Genomic DNA, 20,585 nt, shown 5'->3' with positions numbered 1-20,585 from the left:
GGAAGGTCTGCGGGTTAAACACTTACCCTCAAATGTTACTTCTTTTTAGCGGAAGCCTCATAGATAATCTGGTGCTGGTATTCTCCGGTCACTACCTTTCCATAAATCGTCCTGGTCCAGCCATTTTCAAATCCGTGGTTGTTGGCAATAAGGAAACCTTTATGTGCATCCGTTTTAATGATCTTGTGGGCGTCAATGTAATGCCCTTTTACTTTGCAGAATACAATATCTCCGACCTTGTATTCGCTGGCTTTCTCAAAGGTCAGGCTGGTTCCGCTTTTAAGAATAGGCAACATTGAGCTGCCAAACGCCTTCATCTTTCCCCGGCCAGTTACTTCCAGCTCGTTTTTTAATCTTTCGTACTTGTTCATATTGCATTGTTTTCATGCTTATTGTTTCGCCTGCAAAGTAGGGTACCTGTATGCAATCTATTTGCGCAGGTATGAAGAAAATATATCATAAAATACTAACGCATTCATCTTGAATCATCTTTTCTCTGAAATGCACTCTGATACAAGATGGTCCATTTACTGCCTGTTCAGGCTTTAATATCCAATTCATATCAGCACTTATCCGTCACCAAAAGGGCACTTCAATATCCCCGGGATATTGAAGTGCCCTTTTGGTGCCCTTATGGTATAGGGATAATATGCATGCCAGACCGATACCAGGCGAGGTACACTATATGGAAATGGCCAGTTACCGGATAAGTCAATAAGGCTGTTGACATGCTGCTGACCGGGAGTGGTTGGACCCGGATCCCTGAGAAACAGCTGGCCAGGTATGACTGCCCGTCTTTATATTTGCCTGACACAGCAACCTGATCTGGTATGGAAAGGAAGGTATTAGTGGGTAAAAGCAATACAATCCTCATAAAGGAAGTATCACTGCCATTAATTTATATATTAATAAAATACTAATAAATTTATCTGTAATGCAGCATGCAGTGGCGACAAGCATAAAAAAGGGATGCCGGCGTGTCACGACGTTGCTGAAAAGAGTAGTGCTGGAAGGTATCCCGGAATTTCTACTGGCGCTGATAATGGGAGATATCTTTTGATCGCAGCTTGAAGGTAAGCGCTTCCCTCAGTGATCAGAACTGATGACTGTAAAAGTTCAATGCAGGCTCTTTGCCCTCGCTGATGGTTACATATCCTGAATTATCCGGCAGCAGTGCAATTCCTTCTCCTTGTTTTTCAGGAATATAAGGCAGCATCACCGCAGGTTTTGACATGGCTGCTTCTACACTTTCTCCCTGTTGCCTGGCCCAGTAGTATACCTGGTTTTTATCTTTTATGACGATATGTCTGCCATCCTGGGATATATCGCCGGCAGTGATCCAGGTAGCAGGTACGGTACCGACTTTCTGTAACGTGACTTTATCGCCATCTTTGAAGTTCAATGGCGTTTTATAAATACCTACGGCTTTCTCGCGCTTACTTACCACATATAAGAATCCTCCGATAGGATCTACCATTAGTGTTTCAGCATCCCGAGGGCCATCCGGGTAAGTAATATTCAATATCTCAGGTCTGATGCTCGTTTTACTACCTGGTGTTTGTACAGGTGCAGGAAACCGATAGATGCGCGTACCCAGGTCCAGGTGAATATTGTTACCAATATCGCCCACATATAGATATTGTTTTTGTGGAACCGGGCCGGGGCCTTCCGCAATATCTTCCCAATCGCGGTTCTTTACATCTTCCAGCTGTATTGTGCTGGTCAGATTTCCCTTATTGTCCAGCAGGTATATCTCTGGTTTATTGCCGCTATCATTGTGTGTCCAGAAATGGCCGGGTAACGCTTTGCTTGCTGCAAGGCCGGAGGCTTCGGTAATGTCAGATGAGTGTACTATCCCCAGCACCTGCGGTTGGACAGATGCATTGAGTGAGGAGGATTTCTTTTTCTTCTGCGAAGAGTGCTCTTGTTTATCTTTCTTCTTGTGGTCCTTTTTCTTCTTCTGCGCAGGCGCTGTTATTGCTACAGATAACAATATCGCCAGCAGGCTGTTAAAGATGATCTGTTTCCTCATTATACGATACTACGAAATAATGAGCATATAAACCATTCTAAGGCGTGAGTGCCTATCTAGGGAAGCTGGTGCCACCTTTGATTTGTACAGCAGGATACAGCAGGTGGGTTAAAGAGTACATCAGCCTGTTACCTTCTGTAATGATCAGATATCTTACCACATTGCCGGTAAGATCTGATATGAAAGCAGGATTGCAATACCGAGATCGTGTATGGGTAGATAGTGCTTATCGTCATCATGATAGTATGGCTGCGATGGTAGGAATAAATATTACTGCTGCTTTTAATATTGGCTATGCTTATAACTATAGAGCATCAGGCTGCAATATCATAAGTCAAGGCTTTTATGAAATTGTTACTGGTATGATGACTGGAAACCGGTTAGCGGATCTGTGTCCGCGCAATCTATGGTAATATGACGCTGTAGTAGCCGCTTTATCTGCATGTGTGGCTGGAGATAATGCTGTTAGCCTTTTCTGAATTGCAAACATACACCGAGACAGTAGCCAGGATGTCAATGTATGCTTTGATGTTATATGGGATCATTTTTTCAGGTGTATGTGGTAAAGATGTTGACGCTGGTTGGGCAAGTACAAAAGAAGTCGTCAGTACTATAACGTAGGAAAATAGCAGAAAACAGAGACGCCGGTTTTGGAGTCTCTGTTTTCATTTGTACTTTACCTGTCCTATCATGCAAAATGGAATTATGAAAAGAAACAGGTACTTGATAAGTACAGCCATGTTATTGGGGATTGTCACTACAGGTGTGGCGCAGCAACAAGCACCCACAGCCTCCGGGAATGCTAACCTTGAATTTATTGATCCAACAATTGGTAGCGTAGGACTAATACTTGAGCCGACGCGTCCGGCCATGTACCTGCCCAACAGTATGGTCCGGGTATTCCCGTCGCGCAAAGATCAGCTGGATGACCAGATTGGTTATTTTCCACTTACCATTGCCTCACACAGGCAACAGAGCCTGTTTGGATTTATACCGGTTTCTGGTGAGCTAACCAGTGATAACTGGCAGCGTGGCCTCACCTATGACCAGGAAGCAGTTAAGCCTTACGCTTATAAAGTATACCTGGAAGATGTGGATACATTGCAATTTTCTCCATCTGAGCGCAGTGGTTATTTCAGTGTTGGATTTTCGGGTAATAAGCCACATTTCTTGCGTCTCAGTGTTTTAAATAACAATGGTGAGTTGCACACACAAGGTAAGCGCGTTATCAGCGGGAAAGAGACCTTTAACGGAATGAGTGCCTTCTTTTATGCAGAGTTAAACGCTGATATTATTAGCACTGAGTACCGTGGAGATAAGAAGCAGCATATGTTTGTTGCGTTGGGTAACAAGTCACAGCGTGTAGATGTACGTTATGGCGTGTCTTTTATTAGTGTGGAAAAGGCAAAGGCTAATCTTCAGAGAGAAATTAATGTATGGAATATCAAGCCAGTCAGAGACAGGGCTTATGAGGCCTGGCAGCGTGTAATAGGCGGTATTAATGTGAAAGGGGGTACAGAAGCGCAGAAAAGGGTATTTTATACGTCGCTCTACCGCTCTTACGAGAGAATGGTGGATATCAATGAATATGGTCAGTATTACAGTGCTTATGATCATAAGGTGCATAACTCCGGTAGTCCGTTTTATGTGGATAACTGGCTATGGGATACCTATATAGCTTTAGAGCCTTTACAGACATTGCTCAATCCGGATGCACAGGTACATAAGATCAATTCTTACATTGCGATGTATGAACAGAGTGGGTGGATGCCTTCGTTTGCAGTTGCTCATGGAGATATGCCATGTATGACCGGTAACCATGCCGCTGCATGGATAGCTGACGCTTGGTTTAAAGGAGTAAGAGGTTTTGATCTGGCCAAAGCTTATGAGGGACTGAAAAAGAACTCATTGCAGGCAACATTGCTACCCTGGAGAAACGGTCCGGCTACATCTCTGGACTCTTTTTATAATAAGCATGGTTATATGCCGGCACTTAAGCCTGGAGAAAAGGAAACAGTCAAAGAAGTGCATGACTTTGAGCGCCGTCAGGCAGTGGCTGTAACGCTGGAAAATAGTTATGACGACTGGTGCATTGCACAGCTTGCAAAAGCAGCAGGTCATCCTGAAGACGTACCACTATTCCTGAAACGAGCCGCCAATTATAAGAATGTGTTCCGTGCAGATAAAGGCTTTATGTGGCCGAAAGACGCTGAAGGTAAGTGGATTGAACCTTTTGATCCAAAGTTCTCCGGCGGACAGGGTGGGCGTGACTATTTTACAGAGAATAACGCATATACTTATAATTGGGATGTTAAGCATGATCTGCAGGGGCTGTTTGAACTAATGGGTGGAAGAGCAAAAGCAGAAGAGAAGCTGGATAATCTCTTCCGTGAAAACCTTGGTCGCAGCAAATATCAGTTATGGTATACTTTCCCTGATGCAACTGGTCTTGTCGGACAGTTTGTGATGGGTAATGAACCTAGCTTCCATATTCCCTACCTCTATAACTATACCGGTGCGCCCTGGAAAACGCAGAAGCGTATTCGTATGCTGCTGGATACCTGGTACACAGACAACCTGTTTGGTATACCTGGAGATGAAGATGGCGGTGGGATGACTGCTTATGTGGTATTCTCTATGATGGGATTCTGCCCTGTAACGCCGGGTATTCCTGTATATAACATTGGCAGTCCGGTATTTGAAGAAATCAGTATTAAGCTTGCCAATGGTAAGACATTTACGGTATCAGCGCCAGGCAGTTCGGGAACTAACAAGTACATACAGAGCGCTATGCTGAACGGTCAGACGCTCAACAAGCCCTGGTTTACACATGATGAGTTAATGCAAGGAGGGGTGTTGAAATTGGTTATGGGCGAGCAGCCTAACAAGCAATGGGGTGCGGACGAAAAGGCATCACCGGTGTCAGCTATTGGCAATTAACAGTTAGTGATGGTTGGTCAATGTCAGTGACTCATTTTTTTGAATCTTATATAATCACCAAGGGCGCTTCATACTGTGAAGCGCCCTTGGTGATTATATAGACTTGTATGTTTCAGGAATCTTATTACAGTTCCTCTTTTATATGCATCCCTAGCTGCCTGATAGCTTCTTCATTTCGCTTATAGTGCGTCCATTGTCCCATACGGGTTGCTATCAGCAGATTAGCACGCTGCAGCATAGAAAGGTATTCTGATACTGTAGATTGCGTAAGTCCTGACTTTTGTTGTATATGCCCCACACATACGCCTGTCTTATCGAACTCACCACATTCCTGTTTTGGGAAGTGTTTTTCCGGTTCTTTTAGCCAGGCTAATATTTCGAGCCTTTTTTTATTGGATAAGGCTTTAAAAACTTCTACTTGATCCATACGTACAAAGGTATCGGAATTACTCGATTTTTATAGTTAGGGATTTCATAATGTTTTTATGAAAATAATTTCTTTTATCTTACTGTTTTATAGATAATTTTTTATGGATCTGTTTCAATATAAGAACGGCATATTGCATTGCGAAGACATTGCTGTAGATAGTCTGCCTGAAAGGGGGCTACCTACACCTTTTTATCTGTATTCTGCTAATACCCTGCGGTTACATTATAAAAAGATTTACAGTGCTTTTGAAAAACTGGACCCTACGCTTTGTTTTTCGGTCAAGTCCTGTAATAATGTGCATCTCCTGAACGAACTGGCTGCCCTGGGCGCAGGTATGGATATTGTAAGTGGCGGAGAGCTATTTGTTGTAAAACAGAGCAATGCTGATTTGTCAAAAGTCGTATTTGCCGGTGTTGGTAAATCAGATGAAGAGATAAAAGAAGCAATCACCAGTGAAGTTGGATACATCAATATCGAGTCAGAACAGGAACTGGCCCGGGTACAGGAACTGGCAGGGGAATTAAAGCGTGAGGTAAATGTACTGATCCGTATTCTGCCTGATATATTGGATGAGAAAACTAATGAGAAGACCCGTACCGGTTACAAGGGGGCTAAATTTGGTATTGACTATGCCAATGTGGAGACATTGATAGAGGAGAATGCTGATCATCCGTATGTGAAAATCAGAGGCTTGCATTGTCATATAGGCTCTCCAATCTCTTCATATACTTTTTATGAAGAATGTATCCACAAGATGGTGGAGCTTACCAAGGCGCTTAAACAAAAGAATATCATTCTGAAGGTGCTTAACATCGGAGGAGGTTTTCCAGCTAACTACATGGACAATGATAACTTTTCCTGGGAAAGTTTCGCAGGACCCATTATCAGTCTGTTGGAACCCTATGTAAAAAACGAAGGATTTAAGATTATTCTCGAGCCAGGAAGATCTATTTCTGCCAATACTGCCATACTGGTTACGAAAGTATTATACGTAAAACAATCAGGCGAAAAGCACATTGCTATCCTGGATGGTGGCATGACAGAGCTAATCAGGCCTGCTATGTACAATGCCTTTCATTTCATCTGGCCGGTTAAGCCTGAACCTCAGCACATACTTACTAACAGGAATTATCCGGTTGAGCAGGACGGTCTTACCAACTATGACGTAGTAGGGCCTATCTGTGAATCGTCCGACTACTTTGCAAAAGAACGTCCTTTGCCTACCTTAAGGCAAGGAGATTATGTAGCGGTATTTACAACTGGTGCATACGGCATGGTGATGTCCAGCAATTACAATCTGCACGTAAGACCAGCAGAGATTATGGTAGACAAGGACAAAGTATATATTATCAGAGAACGTGAAACCCAGGATGACCTTGTAAGGAAAATGATCAGACACGAATTGTAAATGTTTATAACCTATGACAAAGGAAGAGTATCAGAAACTATTCAATGAAGAAGATGCCGTAGGCTGGTTGTCTATAGATAAACAACTGGAAACTATCTACGGAAAGCAGGAACCCAGACATTATGCGCCGCCTTTACACTATGTTGCAGGTGGCGAAGATCCTATTGACGGCAGTAGTATTTATGATAGCGAAAAGCAATTCAGGCACTATCATATTATCAGTTATGGTATGTCACAGCTGTACTATGATGAAGAGCAGGCAGGAGGCGAATTTAGTAAATGGGGGTTTGAGTTTACCTTCAGACTGAAGCCGTTTGCAGAAGATGACGGAGATCCACTGTGGGCAATTCAGGTAATGAATAACCTTGCTCGCTATGTATATCAAAGCAAACGCTGGTTTGAACCCTACCATTTTATACCTGCCAAAGGACCTATCAGGCTGGAAACAGCTACAGATATCGTCGGACTTGCCTTTGCACCAGATCCTGAACTGGGAACTATAAAAACACCTCACGGCGAGGTGACCTTCCTGCAAATGGTAGGACTGACTTCAAAAGAAGTTGAACGACTACTTGCAAAACCGCAGACCGGTGAGGTAGAACGGCTCATTAATGAAATAAGAGAGTATAACCCATTGTTGATCACAGACCTGGACAGAACAGATAAGTAGATATTTGGAACTTGGGGTGTTATTGATTAATACTTGTAGTGCAGTAACTGAGAGCATCTTGTGAAAGTATGCTGTACGCAATTACTAATCTTTAATTCCCAGGTTCTTAACGCTTCCCCAACAAATTTTATCTTTCAGTTATGGAATTGCCCTTTCTGCTGCATCCTTAATAAAAATGCTGATCCATTGAGATATTTTACCTGGACTACTATGGTCCTGTTTGTTACCGTGGCCTCTATGTTATTCTGGCAATATCTTGAAGCAAGAAGCCTGCAATTACATTCTGTTGTTCATTATAAAACAGTAGGGCACTTGCCATTGCCTGCCAGTTATACCAGACCAGCAGCTGCCCCCGGATCTTTTGCTGCGTGGCTAAGGGCGCGGCCACTGAAAGAAAACAATACAGTATACCTGTATAATGGTGAAAAAAAGCCTAATCAGCAGGCGCAGTTTGCAGTACTGGATATCTCTGTAGGGAAAAAGGATCTGCAACAATGTGCAGATGCGGTAATTCGGTTGTATGCAGAATATTTATATGAAACCCGCCAATATGGAAAGATAGCCTTCCACGCAACGGATGGTACGCTAATGGATTATAACAGCTGGATGAAAGGCTACCGGTTTGTGATAAAGAATGGCCGTTTGCAGAAGAAACTTATTGGCGCTGCGTGTCAGGGAGATGCATGTTTTAGTGAATATCTTCAGGTGGTATTTTCTTATGCCGGTACGCTCTCTCTGAGTAAAGAACTGAAAACTGTGGATACCCCAGGTGCTATTCAGGCAGGAGATGTATTTATCCGAGGTGGTTCTCCCGGTCATGCTGTACTCGTGATGGACGTGGCAGTAAATGCTGCCGGACAAAAGACCTTCCTGCTCGCACAGAGCTATATGCCCGCACAGGATATTCACATACTTAAAAATCCTTCAGCTACACAACAGCCATGGTATCAATATAAAGGTGAAAAAATATTGAATACTCCAGAATGGACTTTTGAATGGAATCAGCTAATGAGGTTCCCGTAAGATTGTCACTCCCTATACTATGTGAAGCCGGTTAGGCTACTGATATTATCAGTATGCCTGCCGGTTTTTTGTATATTAGTGATAGTGCCGGTGAGTATTGTAAACTTCCTGTACTTGTAATCTCATTTATCATGTCAGACACTCAAAATAATCAGATGAAATGGAATAATGAACCCCTGCATTGGTCGGGCGATCAAAAGAAAATGACTTGTACCGTTGAACCGGATACCGACTACTGGAGAATTACGCACTATGGTTTTATCCGGGATAATGGTCCTTTTTATTACCAGGAGCTTACTGGGAATTTTGAAGCAAGTGTGAAGATTACCGGAGAATATAAAGAACTGTATCATCAGGCGGGATTAATGATACGTATTGATGAAAAGAACTGGATTAAGACCGGTATTGAATATGTAGACGGTGTACAACAGGTGAGCGCCGTCGTTACCCGGGAGGTGTCAGATTGGTCGGTGGTACCAAGGCATGATAATCCCGCAGCCGTCTGGCTTAAACTACTGCGTAAAGGTGACTATGTAGAAATCAGGTATTCATTTGACAATACACGGTATGACATGCTACGATTAGCTTATTTCCCTCCTGATGTACAAGTTGGTATTGGTGTGGTAGCTGCTGCTCCTGGTAAAGCCTCTTTCCATGTTGTCTTCGAGGACTTTGAAGTAAAAGCTATTGACTAGGTCTTAAATGCCTATATAAAGTGAAGGGCCCGTTTAGATAAACGAGCCCTTTATTGTTGTTGTCTTTTAATGATTAACCCGGGCTTCTTTATGCCGGATTAGTTGGACAGATTACTGTCCCTCTTGCAACGGGTAATATAATAAAGTTATTGATTCTTGCTGTTATCAATCGCCTGACGGAACATATTCCTTTCTTGCTCCGGAATATTCTGTCCATATTTTTCCAGGTAAGTATTAGCTACAGATGCGTAGTTGGACCAATCCTGTTTATTAAATGTATAGACGGTTTTCGCTCTCAGGTAAATTTCTTCACCAGGATCGCCATAAGGCTTGATGCTATTGGCTATAGCTGACCAATCAGGATCTGTGCTTTTCTGCAATACCGGGTCGATAACATCTTTAAATACTATGTTCATCAGTTTTACAGTAACCGGCCTTTTTTCAGTATTGGAGTTACTGCTTTTCAGGTGTTGCTGTAGTACTGCAAAGCCCTTGTCTTTGGTACTATTAGTAAACTGAAGGATCAGGTCCATTTGCTCAGGTGAATATGGAGCCTGAAGGGATGCAATATATGCACCTCCGGCAATATTTGCTCCTTCTTTGTCACCTGCTTGTTTGGCCATCATTGCCATTTTTAACAGGAATGCCGGATCGCGGCGTCCGTCGATATACTCCTGCAGCAACTTACTATACGCTACTGCTGGATCAGTAAGATCAGCGTTCATTGCTGTTACAGCAGGGATAGTACCAAGATCAGGATTGAGCGGCGCATGTATCTGACGCATTTGCTCAAAAGGAATTTTCACTACCTCACGGTCATATGTTAATAAACCGTTTTGTTCTCCTTCCACATCAAAAGGCTGTGTGTAAATAGAGCCAGATAGACCATCTGCTTCCAGCAGCTTCAGATGCTGGTTCATAATAGTATATTTCGCGGCCAGGGCAGCTGGTTTTTCCTGTATATACCCCCATGCGCTACCAGTATTCCACTGATGGTCAGGAATAAATACGCCAATACCACCAAATTCACCCAGTACTCTCGCTTTACCTGGTTCTGCAGGTGCATTCATCGGGTCAGGATATGAGTGAACATCAGTCATGTCTGCGCTTACCCAGGCATTAGGTGATGGGCTGCGAAGCTGCTCGTTTACATATAACATCTCGCCAGAGTGGCCATTTACTATACGGGAAGGATCTGCTGTTTTAATCCACTCTGTGATACGCTGCTGATCATATACTCCCCACTTCTCATTGAAGATAACCCAAGTAGTAATGGAGGGACTATTGTGTAATTGTTCCAAAGTCTCTTTAGTTTCTTTCTCATACTGCACCTTAGACCCTTCCGGCAATCCCTGGTTTGGGTTCACAAAGTCCTGCCATACCAGCATACCCAGCTTGTCAGCATGATAATACCAACGCGCAGGTTCTACCTTAATATGTTTGCGGATTGTATTAAAGCCCATGGCTTTGATCGCTTCAATGTCATACTTCAGTGCATTGTCTGTAGGGGCAGTGTATAGTCCGTCAGGCCAGAACCCCTGATCGAGGGTACCCAGGTTAAAGTATGGCTTATTATTCAGGAATATCCTGTCAACACCTTTAGCATCCTTCTGGATAGCAATCTTACGCATACCAAAGTAGCTTTTCACCTCGTCAGTAACCTTACCGCCTTTGGTTAATCTAACGGTCAGATCATAGAGAAAAGGACTGGCAGGAGACCAGAGTTTCGGATTCTTAACAGGCAGCTTCAGTGCAACGCCTGGCTTTCCCTTCACTTTCCCTACCTCAGTACCGTTGTCGATAGCAATCAGCTCAACCGAAGTACCGGCAGGCGCATTTACACTAACGTTCAGTATATTCTTGTCGATATCAGGTGTGAGGGTAAGTCCGGCAATATGTGCAGCCGGCACTGTCTCCATCCATACTGTTTGCCAGATACCGGAGGAAGGCGTATAATAGATATTTTCAGGGTTCAGCACCTGTTTACCATGTGGACCTACCCCTTCACTGGTGGGGTCATATACCTTCACGATAATCTCATTCTCACCATCTTTCAGCGCAGCGGTAATATCTTGCGAGAAAGACTGATAACCGCCGGTATGTGTACCGGTTTCTTTACCATTTACATACACTGTAGCCTGCCAGTCTACTGCCCCGAAATGTAAGAGTACATGCTCTCCGTCTTTCAGCGCTGGTTTGGTAAAGGTGCGTTTATACCAGAGATTCTCAGAAGGCTGTAGTGCCTTCTTCACGCCGGAAAGTGCTGACTCCAGCGGAAAAGGTACTAATATCTCTCCCTGGTAACCTGTAGGAGTAGCAGCATCTTTAGGGGTAACGGCGTAACTCCATAATCCGTTGAGGTTCTGCCAGTTCTCACGTACCATCTGTGGACGAGGATACTCTGGTAAGGCATTGGTAGGGGAAACTTCCTTGGCCCAACGTGTTTTAATCGTTGTTGGCTGGATCTGCCAACCGGTCTGTGCCATCAGGCCCTGACCAATCGCGACACTCAATAAACATACACTTGCGGTCTTAAACAGATTCATTGCTGTAAATGATTGGTTATTAATTGATTTTAGTCGTTGTGGAATAGTTCTAATGCCCCAGGTAATCGATTACGCAGTAATAGATAAAAGATCAGCGTTGAGGTATCACATCTAATAAGTATTTATTGATTAAATAGTAACGTGCGAATCAAAATCCTATCCTGGGGAAACAATTGTTTTGGTCTTAACTTCTCTTAGTTTTTGCATATAAAGATACGAAAAATCACTGAGAATCACTCGATTTTTATCACCGAACTTCTTATACCTGCTCCGTTTTCGTTGATGGGTTCGATCGAAAAATAATAGCTTGTATTTTTATCAAGTGTCTTCAAATAATACTCGTTTACACCGTATACCATAATACTAGTATATGACTTATCCGGTGATATGCCATAGTAAACATTATAAGCATATGCATCTGCCGAAGGGTGCCATTTCAACCATGCATTCCGTTTATCACTTTCCTGCCGGAGTACCATAAACTTCCTTACCTCAGCGGGTGGCTGCCCATTACCCTTGCCAAATACCCTAAGTCCACTGATGGCAAATTTACCATTAGCCATATGCACATTCTCCAGCTTTATATACCGGGTATGCACCGGCTTTCCCAGCTCTATATAATCATGCGGAACATCCTTTTTACTGCGGCTTTTATCAACGAGCAGCTGCCATTTCCTGCCATCCACAGAATGCCATAGCCTGTATTGGTGGTAGATGTCGGTCCGTTTACCCAGAATGTCTGCATCCTGGTCAGCATAATTGATCTGTACTGCATGTACTGCTGATACCTTTCCCAGGTCCGTCTGGATCCATTCCCCAGCTTTTGCAGTAGCTGCGCACCAATACGTTTTGATACTCTCATCTACGGCATTATTGGCATGAAAGGCTCCATAGGTAGAGGATACTGCAACCGGACGCTGATAGTTCAGCAGCATCCAGCCAGTAAATTGTCCTGCGCTGGTATTGTCAGGCAGGTAGTGCGGATAGTCTCCAAATGCGGTATTACAGTATAATATTCCTTCGCTGTCAAAACCCGCCGGCCAGATACCTATCCTCCGTTCAAAGTTGTTCTTAACATTTATTACTATAGTAGACACATGCCACCATCTATGATGCGTATCCTGGAAGGTCGCCCCATGCCCAGCTCCCCGGGCAAACCCACCTGCCTTATAGCTGAAAGGATTGTGTGACTGGTAGGTGAATGGCCCCAGGGGATAATCACTGATATATACCCCATCCCCATACCCGCTAAATTCTGTACCTGGTGCACCGTATTGAAGGTAATATTTACCCTGCTGTTTATTCATCCATGCGCCTTCCATGAAGGGCGACATAAAGTTGTTGTCACTGTATTCTCCAAAACGCTCCCACCCATGTTCATCATCATGCAGCTGTATCAGGTCCTGACGCTCGCCCTTGGGTTGCAGGGTGTGTCTGTCAATCTCCTGACCATACAGCGGATAGGTATTACTGGAACCATGATACAGGTATAGCCTGTTATCATCGTCCAGGAAAAAGGCAGGATCCCATGCGCCGGCACGGAAAGAATCCACCACTTCTTTCCAGGTGTCAGTACGGGGATTTGTGCTCATCCAGATAGGGAAGTTCTTTTCGTAGGTTGACCCGATAACAAACAACGTATCGCCCATGACAAATACTGCCGGTGCACAAAGTTCATCATATACCTTATGGTAGGGCTTCAGAAATTTTCTGGGTACAAAATGCCAGTCATACATGTCACTGCTCCACCAATATCCCCATTGGTTAGTGGAAAAGAGGTAGTAATCGCCTTTGAATAAAGTAATTACCGGATCTGCGGTGGCGCGGTGCCTGCCTGCTTCGGAAAAGTCAGGAATAGGGGTAAACCCATAGTCTATATTTACAGGATTGCAATACGTCCTTTGTTGCCCGCTTACCTGCACAACCATCAGGCACAACGACACCAGTAAATACATGGAGCTTTTCATAACAAACAGTTTCAGACACGCTAAAATTAAGGCTTTTGTCCAGGTTAGCTGTCATACTCTGCCCTTGTAATCGGAGTGATCCTTGACGGATCACTCCTGGTATAACCAGTTATAACAGAAAAATCCGCCTTGCAGTAGTAGTCATAAGGGTGTGAGCTGGTTAGTAATGGAGGCTACAATATTACCTGCTATTATCCGGTATAACCTACGGCTCCAAATTCCTTTCTAAAGGCATCAATGCTTGTACGTTTTGGAGAAGGATCATAGATGGCAAATACAATACGTTTAAACGCATATTTGAAAGTCTCGCTATACAGATGATGGGCAAACCAACGGGCCACATCTTCCGTCTTGTTCCTGAATACACCGCATCCCCATGCGCCAAGTACGAGCGTCGTCTGGTTGTTGACAACTGCGACCGACAGCAGCTTTTCTATCCGTTCCATCATTACTGGCTCTATTCTAGGTTCACTGGCTGGCTCATTATTCAATAATGCCCCTCTATTTACAGCGGGAGCTGTAATGATAGAGACGCGGTAAGGTACGTCCAATAAATGGTCCCTGTCATTTCTGAATACGGGTACCAAGGGAGAATAGATCATATGATCCGTATACAGTAAACTGCGGTTTTCTCGATTGATCTGATACATCTCTGGTTTAGCTTGCAGACTGGCATATAGCCCACTCGCCCTTGCGAGGCTCTCTTCCTGTGCCTGTGCGCCTGTCAGAAACCCACCGCCAGGGTTCTTCGCTGAAGCAAAATTCAGGCAGCATACATTCTCCTCCTGCTCCTTTATGATCAGCCTTGCAGCTGCTCCAAATGTCGTTTCGGCGGTAACCTCAAACCTGCACATGTCAGTTCCCCGCGTTTGCAGTAATGCGTCTCTTCTGATGATCACCTGATCAAAATCCTCGGGGGTATAGTGAACGGTCTGGCCTATTGTATACTGCAGATCTGCACTCAGATCTACTACTTCGTTGCTCCGGTTGGTGTAATTGCCTGTCGCTAATATGTCCTGGGTCTCATAAGCAATTCTTACTCTTTCATTCCTGTTCATCCGATAAAAATTCTTTGCGTAATAATGACACAAAGAGACTGCTTTTTACTGAAAGCGACAAATTAATTTCACCATACAACCTATTTTCTCAAAGCATATTCTATAAGTAATCTCACCTCTACACCTCTCCTTACCAACAAAATTACCTGTCCGCCTCCTACATCCTGCCGCCAATAAAAAGCCCGCTGTATAGACTACAGCGGGCCACCTTACTAAAAAAGATATGCTTATTTCGGTTGTACAACGCTCTTGGCAGCTGCCACTTTCAACGAAAGACGAGTTATTGAATCATTCAATACCACAAACTTCTCCTTCAGAAATTCCCTTTTTCCTCTGTCCAAATGATCCATTGCCAGTGAGTCTGTTACGGCCGACAGATTCTCTTTATAACGATTAAAACGCTCACGCTGTCCCGGGTTATCCTCCAGCTCCATATATTTCTGCAAAGTATCAAGGTAGCTGTTCTGCCTTGATTTTGCATCAGTAATCAGCTGACTGTCAAGATTCCGGCAAAGACTATCCGATAATAATTTACTCTTCTGGGAGGTGGCCAGAATGTTTAACACAGTATCCTTACTTTTCAGCAATGCTGCCTGATCAGAAATGACATGGTTCTTGTACGAAGTAGTCATAAAGGTAAAAATGCCTACTGTCACCGTCATGATGAAACATACCAGCATATAACGGTTAATCATTTTAATGATGTGTGGATTAACATCAGGCAATGGAACCAGGCTGCTGATCAGTTTATAAGCCAGGTACATCAGCAGAAAGCCAAAACCGGAAAGGCCGGTTCCTAATATCTGTACGATATCAACATTATCCATGGTATAGGTTTGAAAGTTCGATTGGATGTCAAATATAGAATATTTGGAATGTAATAGTCAATACCGCAGGTGGCTTCCCACAAAAAGAAACAGCCCGAAAACGGGCCGTAACTTGTTCTTTCTCATTTATTACCGTCCTACTTTCTTTGCTTATCCATTTTTTGCAGCAATGCTTTGGAAGGATACTTTGCCTTATACATAGCGTAAGTATATCCGGCTGCAAACCGAAGATTATCATACCACGGAATACAAGTAACCTGACTTACCTTATCACACCCGGTACACCTCCATCAATATCCTTTGTTTTGCCGGTGCCATTGTTACCTGAAAAATATATCATAGCAGTAACAGCGATGCGTAACATGCCGATCTCCGCCTTACGTGTACACTTCATTACCAGATCTATTTTGCGTGAAGGGAGGAATAGACAAGACAATAATGCCACAGACGGATGTTGCGTCCTGCACCATGTTATTGCCATGCAGTTTTCAGATAAGGTGTTCGTTAAATCGTTATGGATGTCAAATTGATTGGTTGATGTATAATAGTTATGGTTTTCGCGTCGCTGTTTGAGGTCAGTCTATGCATACAAGATACAGATATTTTCACACACAGACATACAAATCCAGTGGTAAATATTTTATAATGAATGACTTAGTATTGTACTGTTTTTTAAATTGTTGAGAAGATCATATATGTACATCCTCGCCTGGCAATACTTATTCCTTAAATAAAAAAGCCGGAGATATAGATCCTATCACCGGCCTTCAGTATATATCAAACAACTAATTACCTCTTCGTCATAGCAATCTTAATCCCCATCAGTATATACACCACACCAGAGGTCTTATTCATCCACTTATTGAAGCCCGGATTTGCCTTCAGCCGGTCAGAGAACATGGAAGAAAAATAAGTTATTATCAGAAACCACATCACTCCCAATATAGCATAAGTGATCCCCAGTGTTATAAATGGTGCCGGACTATTAAAATACTCCTTCCGGATAAACTGTGGAAAAAAGAAAAGGAAGAACAACGCTACTTTCGGATTCAGTGTATTAGTGAAGGATATACCGACTATACTACCTGTGCATGTCATAGGACGAAATAATGATGGTTTTGCAGGTTTTAAACAGGTATAACAAAAGGAACTTATCATGATATTCGTATAAATCCTTTTGAGTTTATATATTTACCTTTTTGCAGGCAATATCTGATTACCTCGTTTTTTGAAACTCTAATTAGCACTTTTTATGGGACTAGACTGGCGTCCGTTAGGCAAACCAAAGCCTGGCTGTAAGGACCGATTTGATCAGTTGTTTCGCATACTCCGTGGTATTGATCCTATACCGGTTAAGCCCGGTACAAGAAAGCGCTTTACAAGGGAAGAGTTGAAAGCGGAATGGTTTGATATCCAGATCCCATCTTATGAAACGATCCAGGCTCCCCGGGTAGGAAGAGACCAGGAGGCGGATGACTGGGTAAAAAGGCTATATGAGGCAAGTGAGCAGTCAGATACCCTGGAGGACTGGCAACGCCACTACGAGGGATACTACGTCATAGAACTGGCAAAAGAAACAGAAGGCGTACCGGTATACATCTCTGAAACCCAGGATGAAAATGTGTTCCGGGCAAAGTTTATTGAAGTATTCTGTAAAGAACTGCTGGGAGAGGCATTATATAACAAAGCATGGGAAACCCATACAGCCGAAGAGACGCTGGCATATGGTAAGCAGCTGCTGGAAGTAGCAGACAAACTGGCCAGTACACACAATCTTTGTTCTCTTAAAGATCAGCAGTTGCCGCCCGACGTAGAAGTAGGGTCGCTATCCAGCCAGGTACACATTCTCTATTCAGCCGCACGCTGGCTGATATTCTATGGGTCAAATGGTCATGGCTTTGAAGCTGATGCCTGATAAAAGCATAGGGGCCGCTGATTATCTCAGCGGCCCCTATGCTTTTATCAGTAAATAGATGTTTAGTTCTGCACAGGATCTACTGCCGCTGTTCCATCAAGAACAGGTAAATAGATAGAAAAAGAGCTACCTGCTCCCGGCTTTGAAGTAACGTTGATCATTCCCTCATGGTTCTCAACAATCTTCCTGCACATAGTTAGTCCAATACCATTACCCTCATAATGGGTTTGCTTCACCAATCGTTGGAAGATAGTGAATATTCTCTCTGCATACTGCTGGTCAAACCCGATCCCGTTATCCTTCACTACTATTTCATGATAGTCTACATTCTTCAGCAAGCCTCGTATGTTATTATGCGTTCCGGCGGTAATTACATTGGCTGTGACATGAATAACAGGCGCTGTTGTGGAGAACTTTAACGCATTACTCAACAGATTGAAGAACAATTGATTCATCTGGACTGGTATTGCTTTTATAACTGGCAAATGACTCACATTGATCACTGCCTGCCTGTTACGGATCACCAGCTCAAAATCATTAATGACCTGTTGTACAATAGTATTAAGATCTGTAACTTCTGTATGTGCGCTGGTAATATTCAGTTTTGAGAAATGTAGCAGGTCGTTGATCAGCGTAGACATGCGATTCGCAGAAGCTACAATCTTCTCCAGGTATTTATCGGGCGCAATAGTGCCTTCCTGTGACTGTTTAATCAGGATATCTGCAAAGATCTGAATCTTACGCAGCGGTTCCTGCAGGTCATGACTGGAGATGTGGGCAAAGTCCCGCAACTGTTGGTTACTACGCAGTAATTCCTCATTGGCAGATTTCAGATCGCTGGTTCTTTTTGACAGTGTCCTGGCAACGCCTATCTGCGTTTTGATCTTGGTAAGCAGTTCTTTTGCCGAAAACGGTTTCACCAGGTAATCATCTGCGCCGTCTTCCAATCCATCTACCCGGGCTTCATTTCCCGCTCTGGCTGAGAGGAAGATCAGCGGAATCGTCATCGTATGAACGTCTCCTTTCAACCGCTGCAACAAGCCTTTTCCATCCATTACCGGCATCATGATATCACTGAGTACCAGTGCAGGGGGCTGCTGCCTGATTTTATGCAGTGCATCCTGCCCGTTTGTGGCAGTCTGTACGGTATAATAAGGTTCCAGAAGTCTTGTGAGGTATTGACGCATATCTGTATTATCATCCACCACCAATACGACGTCTTTTCCATCGGACAGGTCAGGAGCAAATTCTTCAGCTTTCGACGGACTATTATCCAGCAGAGAAGCTGCTTCCTGCAGAAATGCCTTTTTCAGAAAATTGGTATCTATCTGTTTCTCTTTTTCTGATACTTGTGCCGCCGGCAGATGCGACCTGCCGAAAGGGATGCGGATAGTAAAGCAGGTGCCTTTGCCTAACTCACTCTCTATGCTGATGTCTCCGTTATGCAATTTTACCAGTTCATGCACCAGCGACAAGCCTATGCCTGATCCTTCATGGGTACGGCCTACGGCCTGCTCAACCCTGTGGAAGCGTTCAAACATATGCGGCAGCTCTTTTGCAGGAATGCCGGTGCCCGTATCTTCCACCTGTAGTATAGCTTCTGTTGCCGACTCAGATAGCCGCACGGTGATTGCACCCTCCATCGTATACTTGAAGGCATTGGACAGGAGGTTCAGGATGATCTTTTCCCACATCTCCTGGTCGGCATATACCTGTTTACTCATTGGCGGGCATTCTACATGCAGCTGCATGCCTGCTTTTTCAATGATCGCCCGGAAGCTGCTGGACAGGTCAGCGGTAAGCTGGGAAAGATTAACCGGCTGAAAGAACGCCTGTACACGACCTACTTCAACCCTGCTGTAGTCCAGTAAGTTATTTACCAGTTTCAGCAGCCTTTGTGCATTGCGGTGGGTAGAGGCAATATTGTCTAATACGGCAGGTTCTTCTTTGATTGCATCATGCTGTAACAATTCTTCCAGCGGGCCTAACATGAGTGTCAGCGGAGTTCTGAACTCATGGCTTACATTACTGAAGAAGGCTGTTTTAGCCCTGTCAATTTCTGCCAGTGCGGCCGCACGTTTCTGTTCCTGCTCATAGGCATACACATTCGAGAAGGCCGTATTAAAGGTGTTATTCAGTAATTCATAGAAGTTAAGGTAGGCCGGGTCCATAGCACGACAGGCGCTCACGCCGGCTACAAGAAAGCCAAAAGGTGTTTCCTGGCCGGATATCTGAATAGGTAGCAGCATGGCTGTACCTGGCGCTTGCGGATAAGGCGCACATTCAAACTGACCGAAAATATTGCCTAGTTCATCTACCTGCTGGATCCTGCCCTCTAATACGCTTCGCAGCGGCCATTTGTCATGGTCATTGTCAGGCGTAATCGTCTCCGGAGCCAGCATCGGAGCTTTCTCCACACCCATAGAAGTCATTAGTGTGGACTCGCCAGAATCGGCATTGATCTTATATAATAGCAGGAAGGGCAGGTCTGTAACATAATCCTCATGATGTGCGCCTGCCAGTGTGCAGATGTCATCAACAGTCTGCGCTTTCCCTATCTGCGCCGCAAGATCACGGAGTACCTGCGTGCGGCGAGCACTCAGCATCTTTTCTGTTGTTTCGGTAATAGGGTGGAAGATCCCTCCGACACCGCCCGATTCATCCCTGATAGGGGCGAAGGAGAAGGTCATGAAGGCTTCTTCAAGGTAGCCATACCGATCCAGAAACATGCGCTGGTCTTTGATATAAGTACCCTCGCCTTCCTGTCCGCGTGTAAAGGCATCGCCTACTACCGGTAATGCTGTCTCCCAGCAAATACGGAAGTTCTGTCCCATAGAGGCGGGATGTTTTGCCCCACAGATAGGGCGATAACTGTCGTTATATATCTGAATAGTCTCCGGCCCCCAGGCAATGAGAATCGGAAATGTAGATGATAAGCAAAGACTGACGGTAGTTCTTAAACTCTGCGGCCATGTCTCTATCGGTCCAAGCGCCGTTTGAGACCAGTCCATTGAGCGAATAAGTTTCCCCATTTCCCCTCCACCGGAAAGGAATTGCGTAGTATTTTCTGTCAT

Annotated in this window: 18 protein-coding genes; 8 read left to right on the top strand and 10 right to left on the bottom strand. The window is 44.1% G+C overall.

All coding sequences use genetic code 11. The features are described 5' to 3' along the window. Window positions 1-35 precede the first annotated feature (35 nt). On the bottom strand, window positions 36-371 hold the full coding sequence (locus K1Y79_RS07535) for a S24 family peptidase (protein ID WP_220249381.1): 336 nt from the start codon (window positions 369-371) through the stop codon (window positions 36-38). 563 nt (window positions 372-934) lie between these two features. Between K1Y79_RS07535 and K1Y79_RS29260 the strand changes: the two genes are divergently transcribed. Beyond that, a complete protein-coding gene (locus K1Y79_RS29260; RefSeq protein WP_262903159.1) occupies window positions 935-1,060 on the top strand; it encodes a hypothetical protein in 126 nt (41 codons plus the stop codon). 33 nt (window positions 1,061-1,093) lie between these two features. On the opposite strand, the gene K1Y79_RS07530 is transcribed toward K1Y79_RS29260, so the two are convergent. Continuing rightward, window positions 1,094-2,032: a hypothetical protein gene (locus K1Y79_RS07530; protein ID WP_220249380.1), complete on the bottom strand. Its 939-nt coding sequence runs from the start codon at window positions 2,030-2,032 to the stop codon at window positions 1,094-1,096. 44 nt (window positions 2,033-2,076) lie between these two features. Between K1Y79_RS07530 and K1Y79_RS07525 the strand changes: the two genes are divergently transcribed. Both K1Y79_RS07525 and K1Y79_RS07520 read left to right on the top strand, forming a co-directional pair. Further along, on the top strand, window positions 2,077-2,445 hold the full coding sequence (locus K1Y79_RS07525; RefSeq protein WP_220249379.1) for a type IX secretion system membrane protein PorP/SprF: 369 nt from the start codon (window positions 2,077-2,079) through the stop codon (window positions 2,443-2,445). 292 nt (window positions 2,446-2,737) lie between these two features. Then, the gene (locus K1Y79_RS07520; RefSeq protein WP_220249378.1) at window positions 2,738-4,972 is read left to right on the top strand and encodes a GH92 family glycosyl hydrolase; all 2,235 of its coding nucleotides are present in this window, start codon (window positions 2,738-2,740) and stop codon (window positions 4,970-4,972) included. A 124-nt stretch (window positions 4,973-5,096) separates the two neighbouring features. Here the strand turns inward: K1Y79_RS07520 and K1Y79_RS07515 are convergent, their stop codons facing one another. Then, window positions 5,097-5,399, bottom strand: a complete 303-nt coding sequence (locus K1Y79_RS07515) for an ArsR/SmtB family transcription factor (RefSeq protein WP_220249377.1) — start codon at window positions 5,397-5,399, stop codon at window positions 5,097-5,099. Between the two features lie 103 nt (window positions 5,400-5,502). Here K1Y79_RS07515 and lysA point away from each other — a divergent pair, with 103 nt between their 5' ends. From lysA to K1Y79_RS07495, 4 genes are all read left to right on the top strand, one after another. Next, complete coding sequence (gene lysA, locus K1Y79_RS07510; protein WP_220249376.1) at window positions 5,503-6,810, top strand: diaminopimelate decarboxylase; 1,308 nt, start codon at window positions 5,503-5,505, stop codon at window positions 6,808-6,810. Between the two features lie 13 nt (window positions 6,811-6,823). Next, entirely contained in the window at window positions 6,824-7,480 is a 657-nt protein-coding gene (locus K1Y79_RS07505; RefSeq protein WP_220249375.1) for a suppressor of fused domain protein, read from the top strand. A gap of 186 nt (window positions 7,481-7,666) precedes the next feature. Next, entirely contained in the window at window positions 7,667-8,503 is an 837-nt protein-coding gene (locus tag K1Y79_RS07500; protein WP_220249374.1) for a DUF4846 domain-containing protein, read from the top strand. A 131-nt stretch (window positions 8,504-8,634) separates the two neighbouring features. Next, complete coding sequence (locus tag K1Y79_RS07495) at window positions 8,635-9,198, top strand: DUF1349 domain-containing protein (protein WP_236059521.1); 564 nt, start codon at window positions 8,635-8,637, stop codon at window positions 9,196-9,198. Window positions 9,199-9,344: 146 nt separating this feature from the next. Here K1Y79_RS07495 and K1Y79_RS07490 read toward each other — a convergent pair whose 3' ends face one another. The 6 genes from K1Y79_RS07490 to K1Y79_RS07470 form a co-directional block, all read right to left on the bottom strand. Further along, window positions 9,345-11,744: a glycoside hydrolase family 2 protein gene (locus K1Y79_RS07490; RefSeq protein ID WP_220249373.1), complete on the bottom strand. Its 2,400-nt coding sequence runs from the start codon at window positions 11,742-11,744 to the stop codon at window positions 9,345-9,347. Between the two features lie 233 nt (window positions 11,745-11,977). Next, entirely contained in the window at window positions 11,978-13,711 is a 1,734-nt protein-coding gene (locus K1Y79_RS07485) for a discoidin domain-containing protein (RefSeq protein ID WP_220249372.1), read from the bottom strand. Between the two features lie 191 nt (window positions 13,712-13,902). Further along, window positions 13,903-14,769 carry a TIGR02452 family protein gene (locus K1Y79_RS07480; protein ID WP_220249371.1) on the bottom strand — a complete coding sequence of 289 codons (867 nt, stop codon included), beginning with the start codon at window positions 14,767-14,769 and terminating at the stop codon, window positions 13,903-13,905. A 227-nt stretch (window positions 14,770-14,996) separates the two neighbouring features. Continuing rightward, on the bottom strand, window positions 14,997-15,596 hold the full coding sequence (locus K1Y79_RS07475) for a hypothetical protein (protein WP_220249370.1): 600 nt from the start codon (window positions 15,594-15,596) through the stop codon (window positions 14,997-14,999). Between the two features lie 262 nt (window positions 15,597-15,858). Beyond that, complete coding sequence (locus K1Y79_RS29255; protein ID WP_262903158.1) at window positions 15,859-15,990, bottom strand: hypothetical protein; 132 nt, start codon at window positions 15,988-15,990, stop codon at window positions 15,859-15,861. 395 nt (window positions 15,991-16,385) lie between these two features. Beyond that, the gene (locus tag K1Y79_RS07470) at window positions 16,386-16,694 is read right to left on the bottom strand and encodes a LysE family translocator (protein ID WP_220249369.1); all 309 of its coding nucleotides are present in this window, start codon (window positions 16,692-16,694) and stop codon (window positions 16,386-16,388) included. Between the two features lie 154 nt (window positions 16,695-16,848). Here K1Y79_RS07470 and K1Y79_RS07465 point away from each other — a divergent pair, with 154 nt between their 5' ends. Continuing rightward, window positions 16,849-17,511, top strand: a complete 663-nt coding sequence (locus tag K1Y79_RS07465; RefSeq protein ID WP_220249368.1) for a hypothetical protein — start codon at window positions 16,849-16,851, stop codon at window positions 17,509-17,511. A 62-nt stretch (window positions 17,512-17,573) separates the two neighbouring features. Here the strand turns inward: K1Y79_RS07465 and K1Y79_RS07460 are convergent, their stop codons facing one another. Then, window positions 17,574-20,585 carry an ATP-binding protein gene (locus K1Y79_RS07460; protein WP_220249367.1) on the bottom strand — a complete coding sequence of 1,004 codons (3,012 nt, stop codon included), beginning with the start codon at window positions 20,583-20,585 and terminating at the stop codon, window positions 17,574-17,576.

This window comes from Chitinophaga rhizophila, from assembly GCF_019492185.1.
Lineage (GTDB): Bacteria > Bacteroidota > Bacteroidia > Chitinophagales > Chitinophagaceae > Chitinophaga > Chitinophaga rhizophila.
Note: the sequence above shows the minus strand (reverse complement) of the source record. Positions and strands in the feature narration are given on the sequence as shown.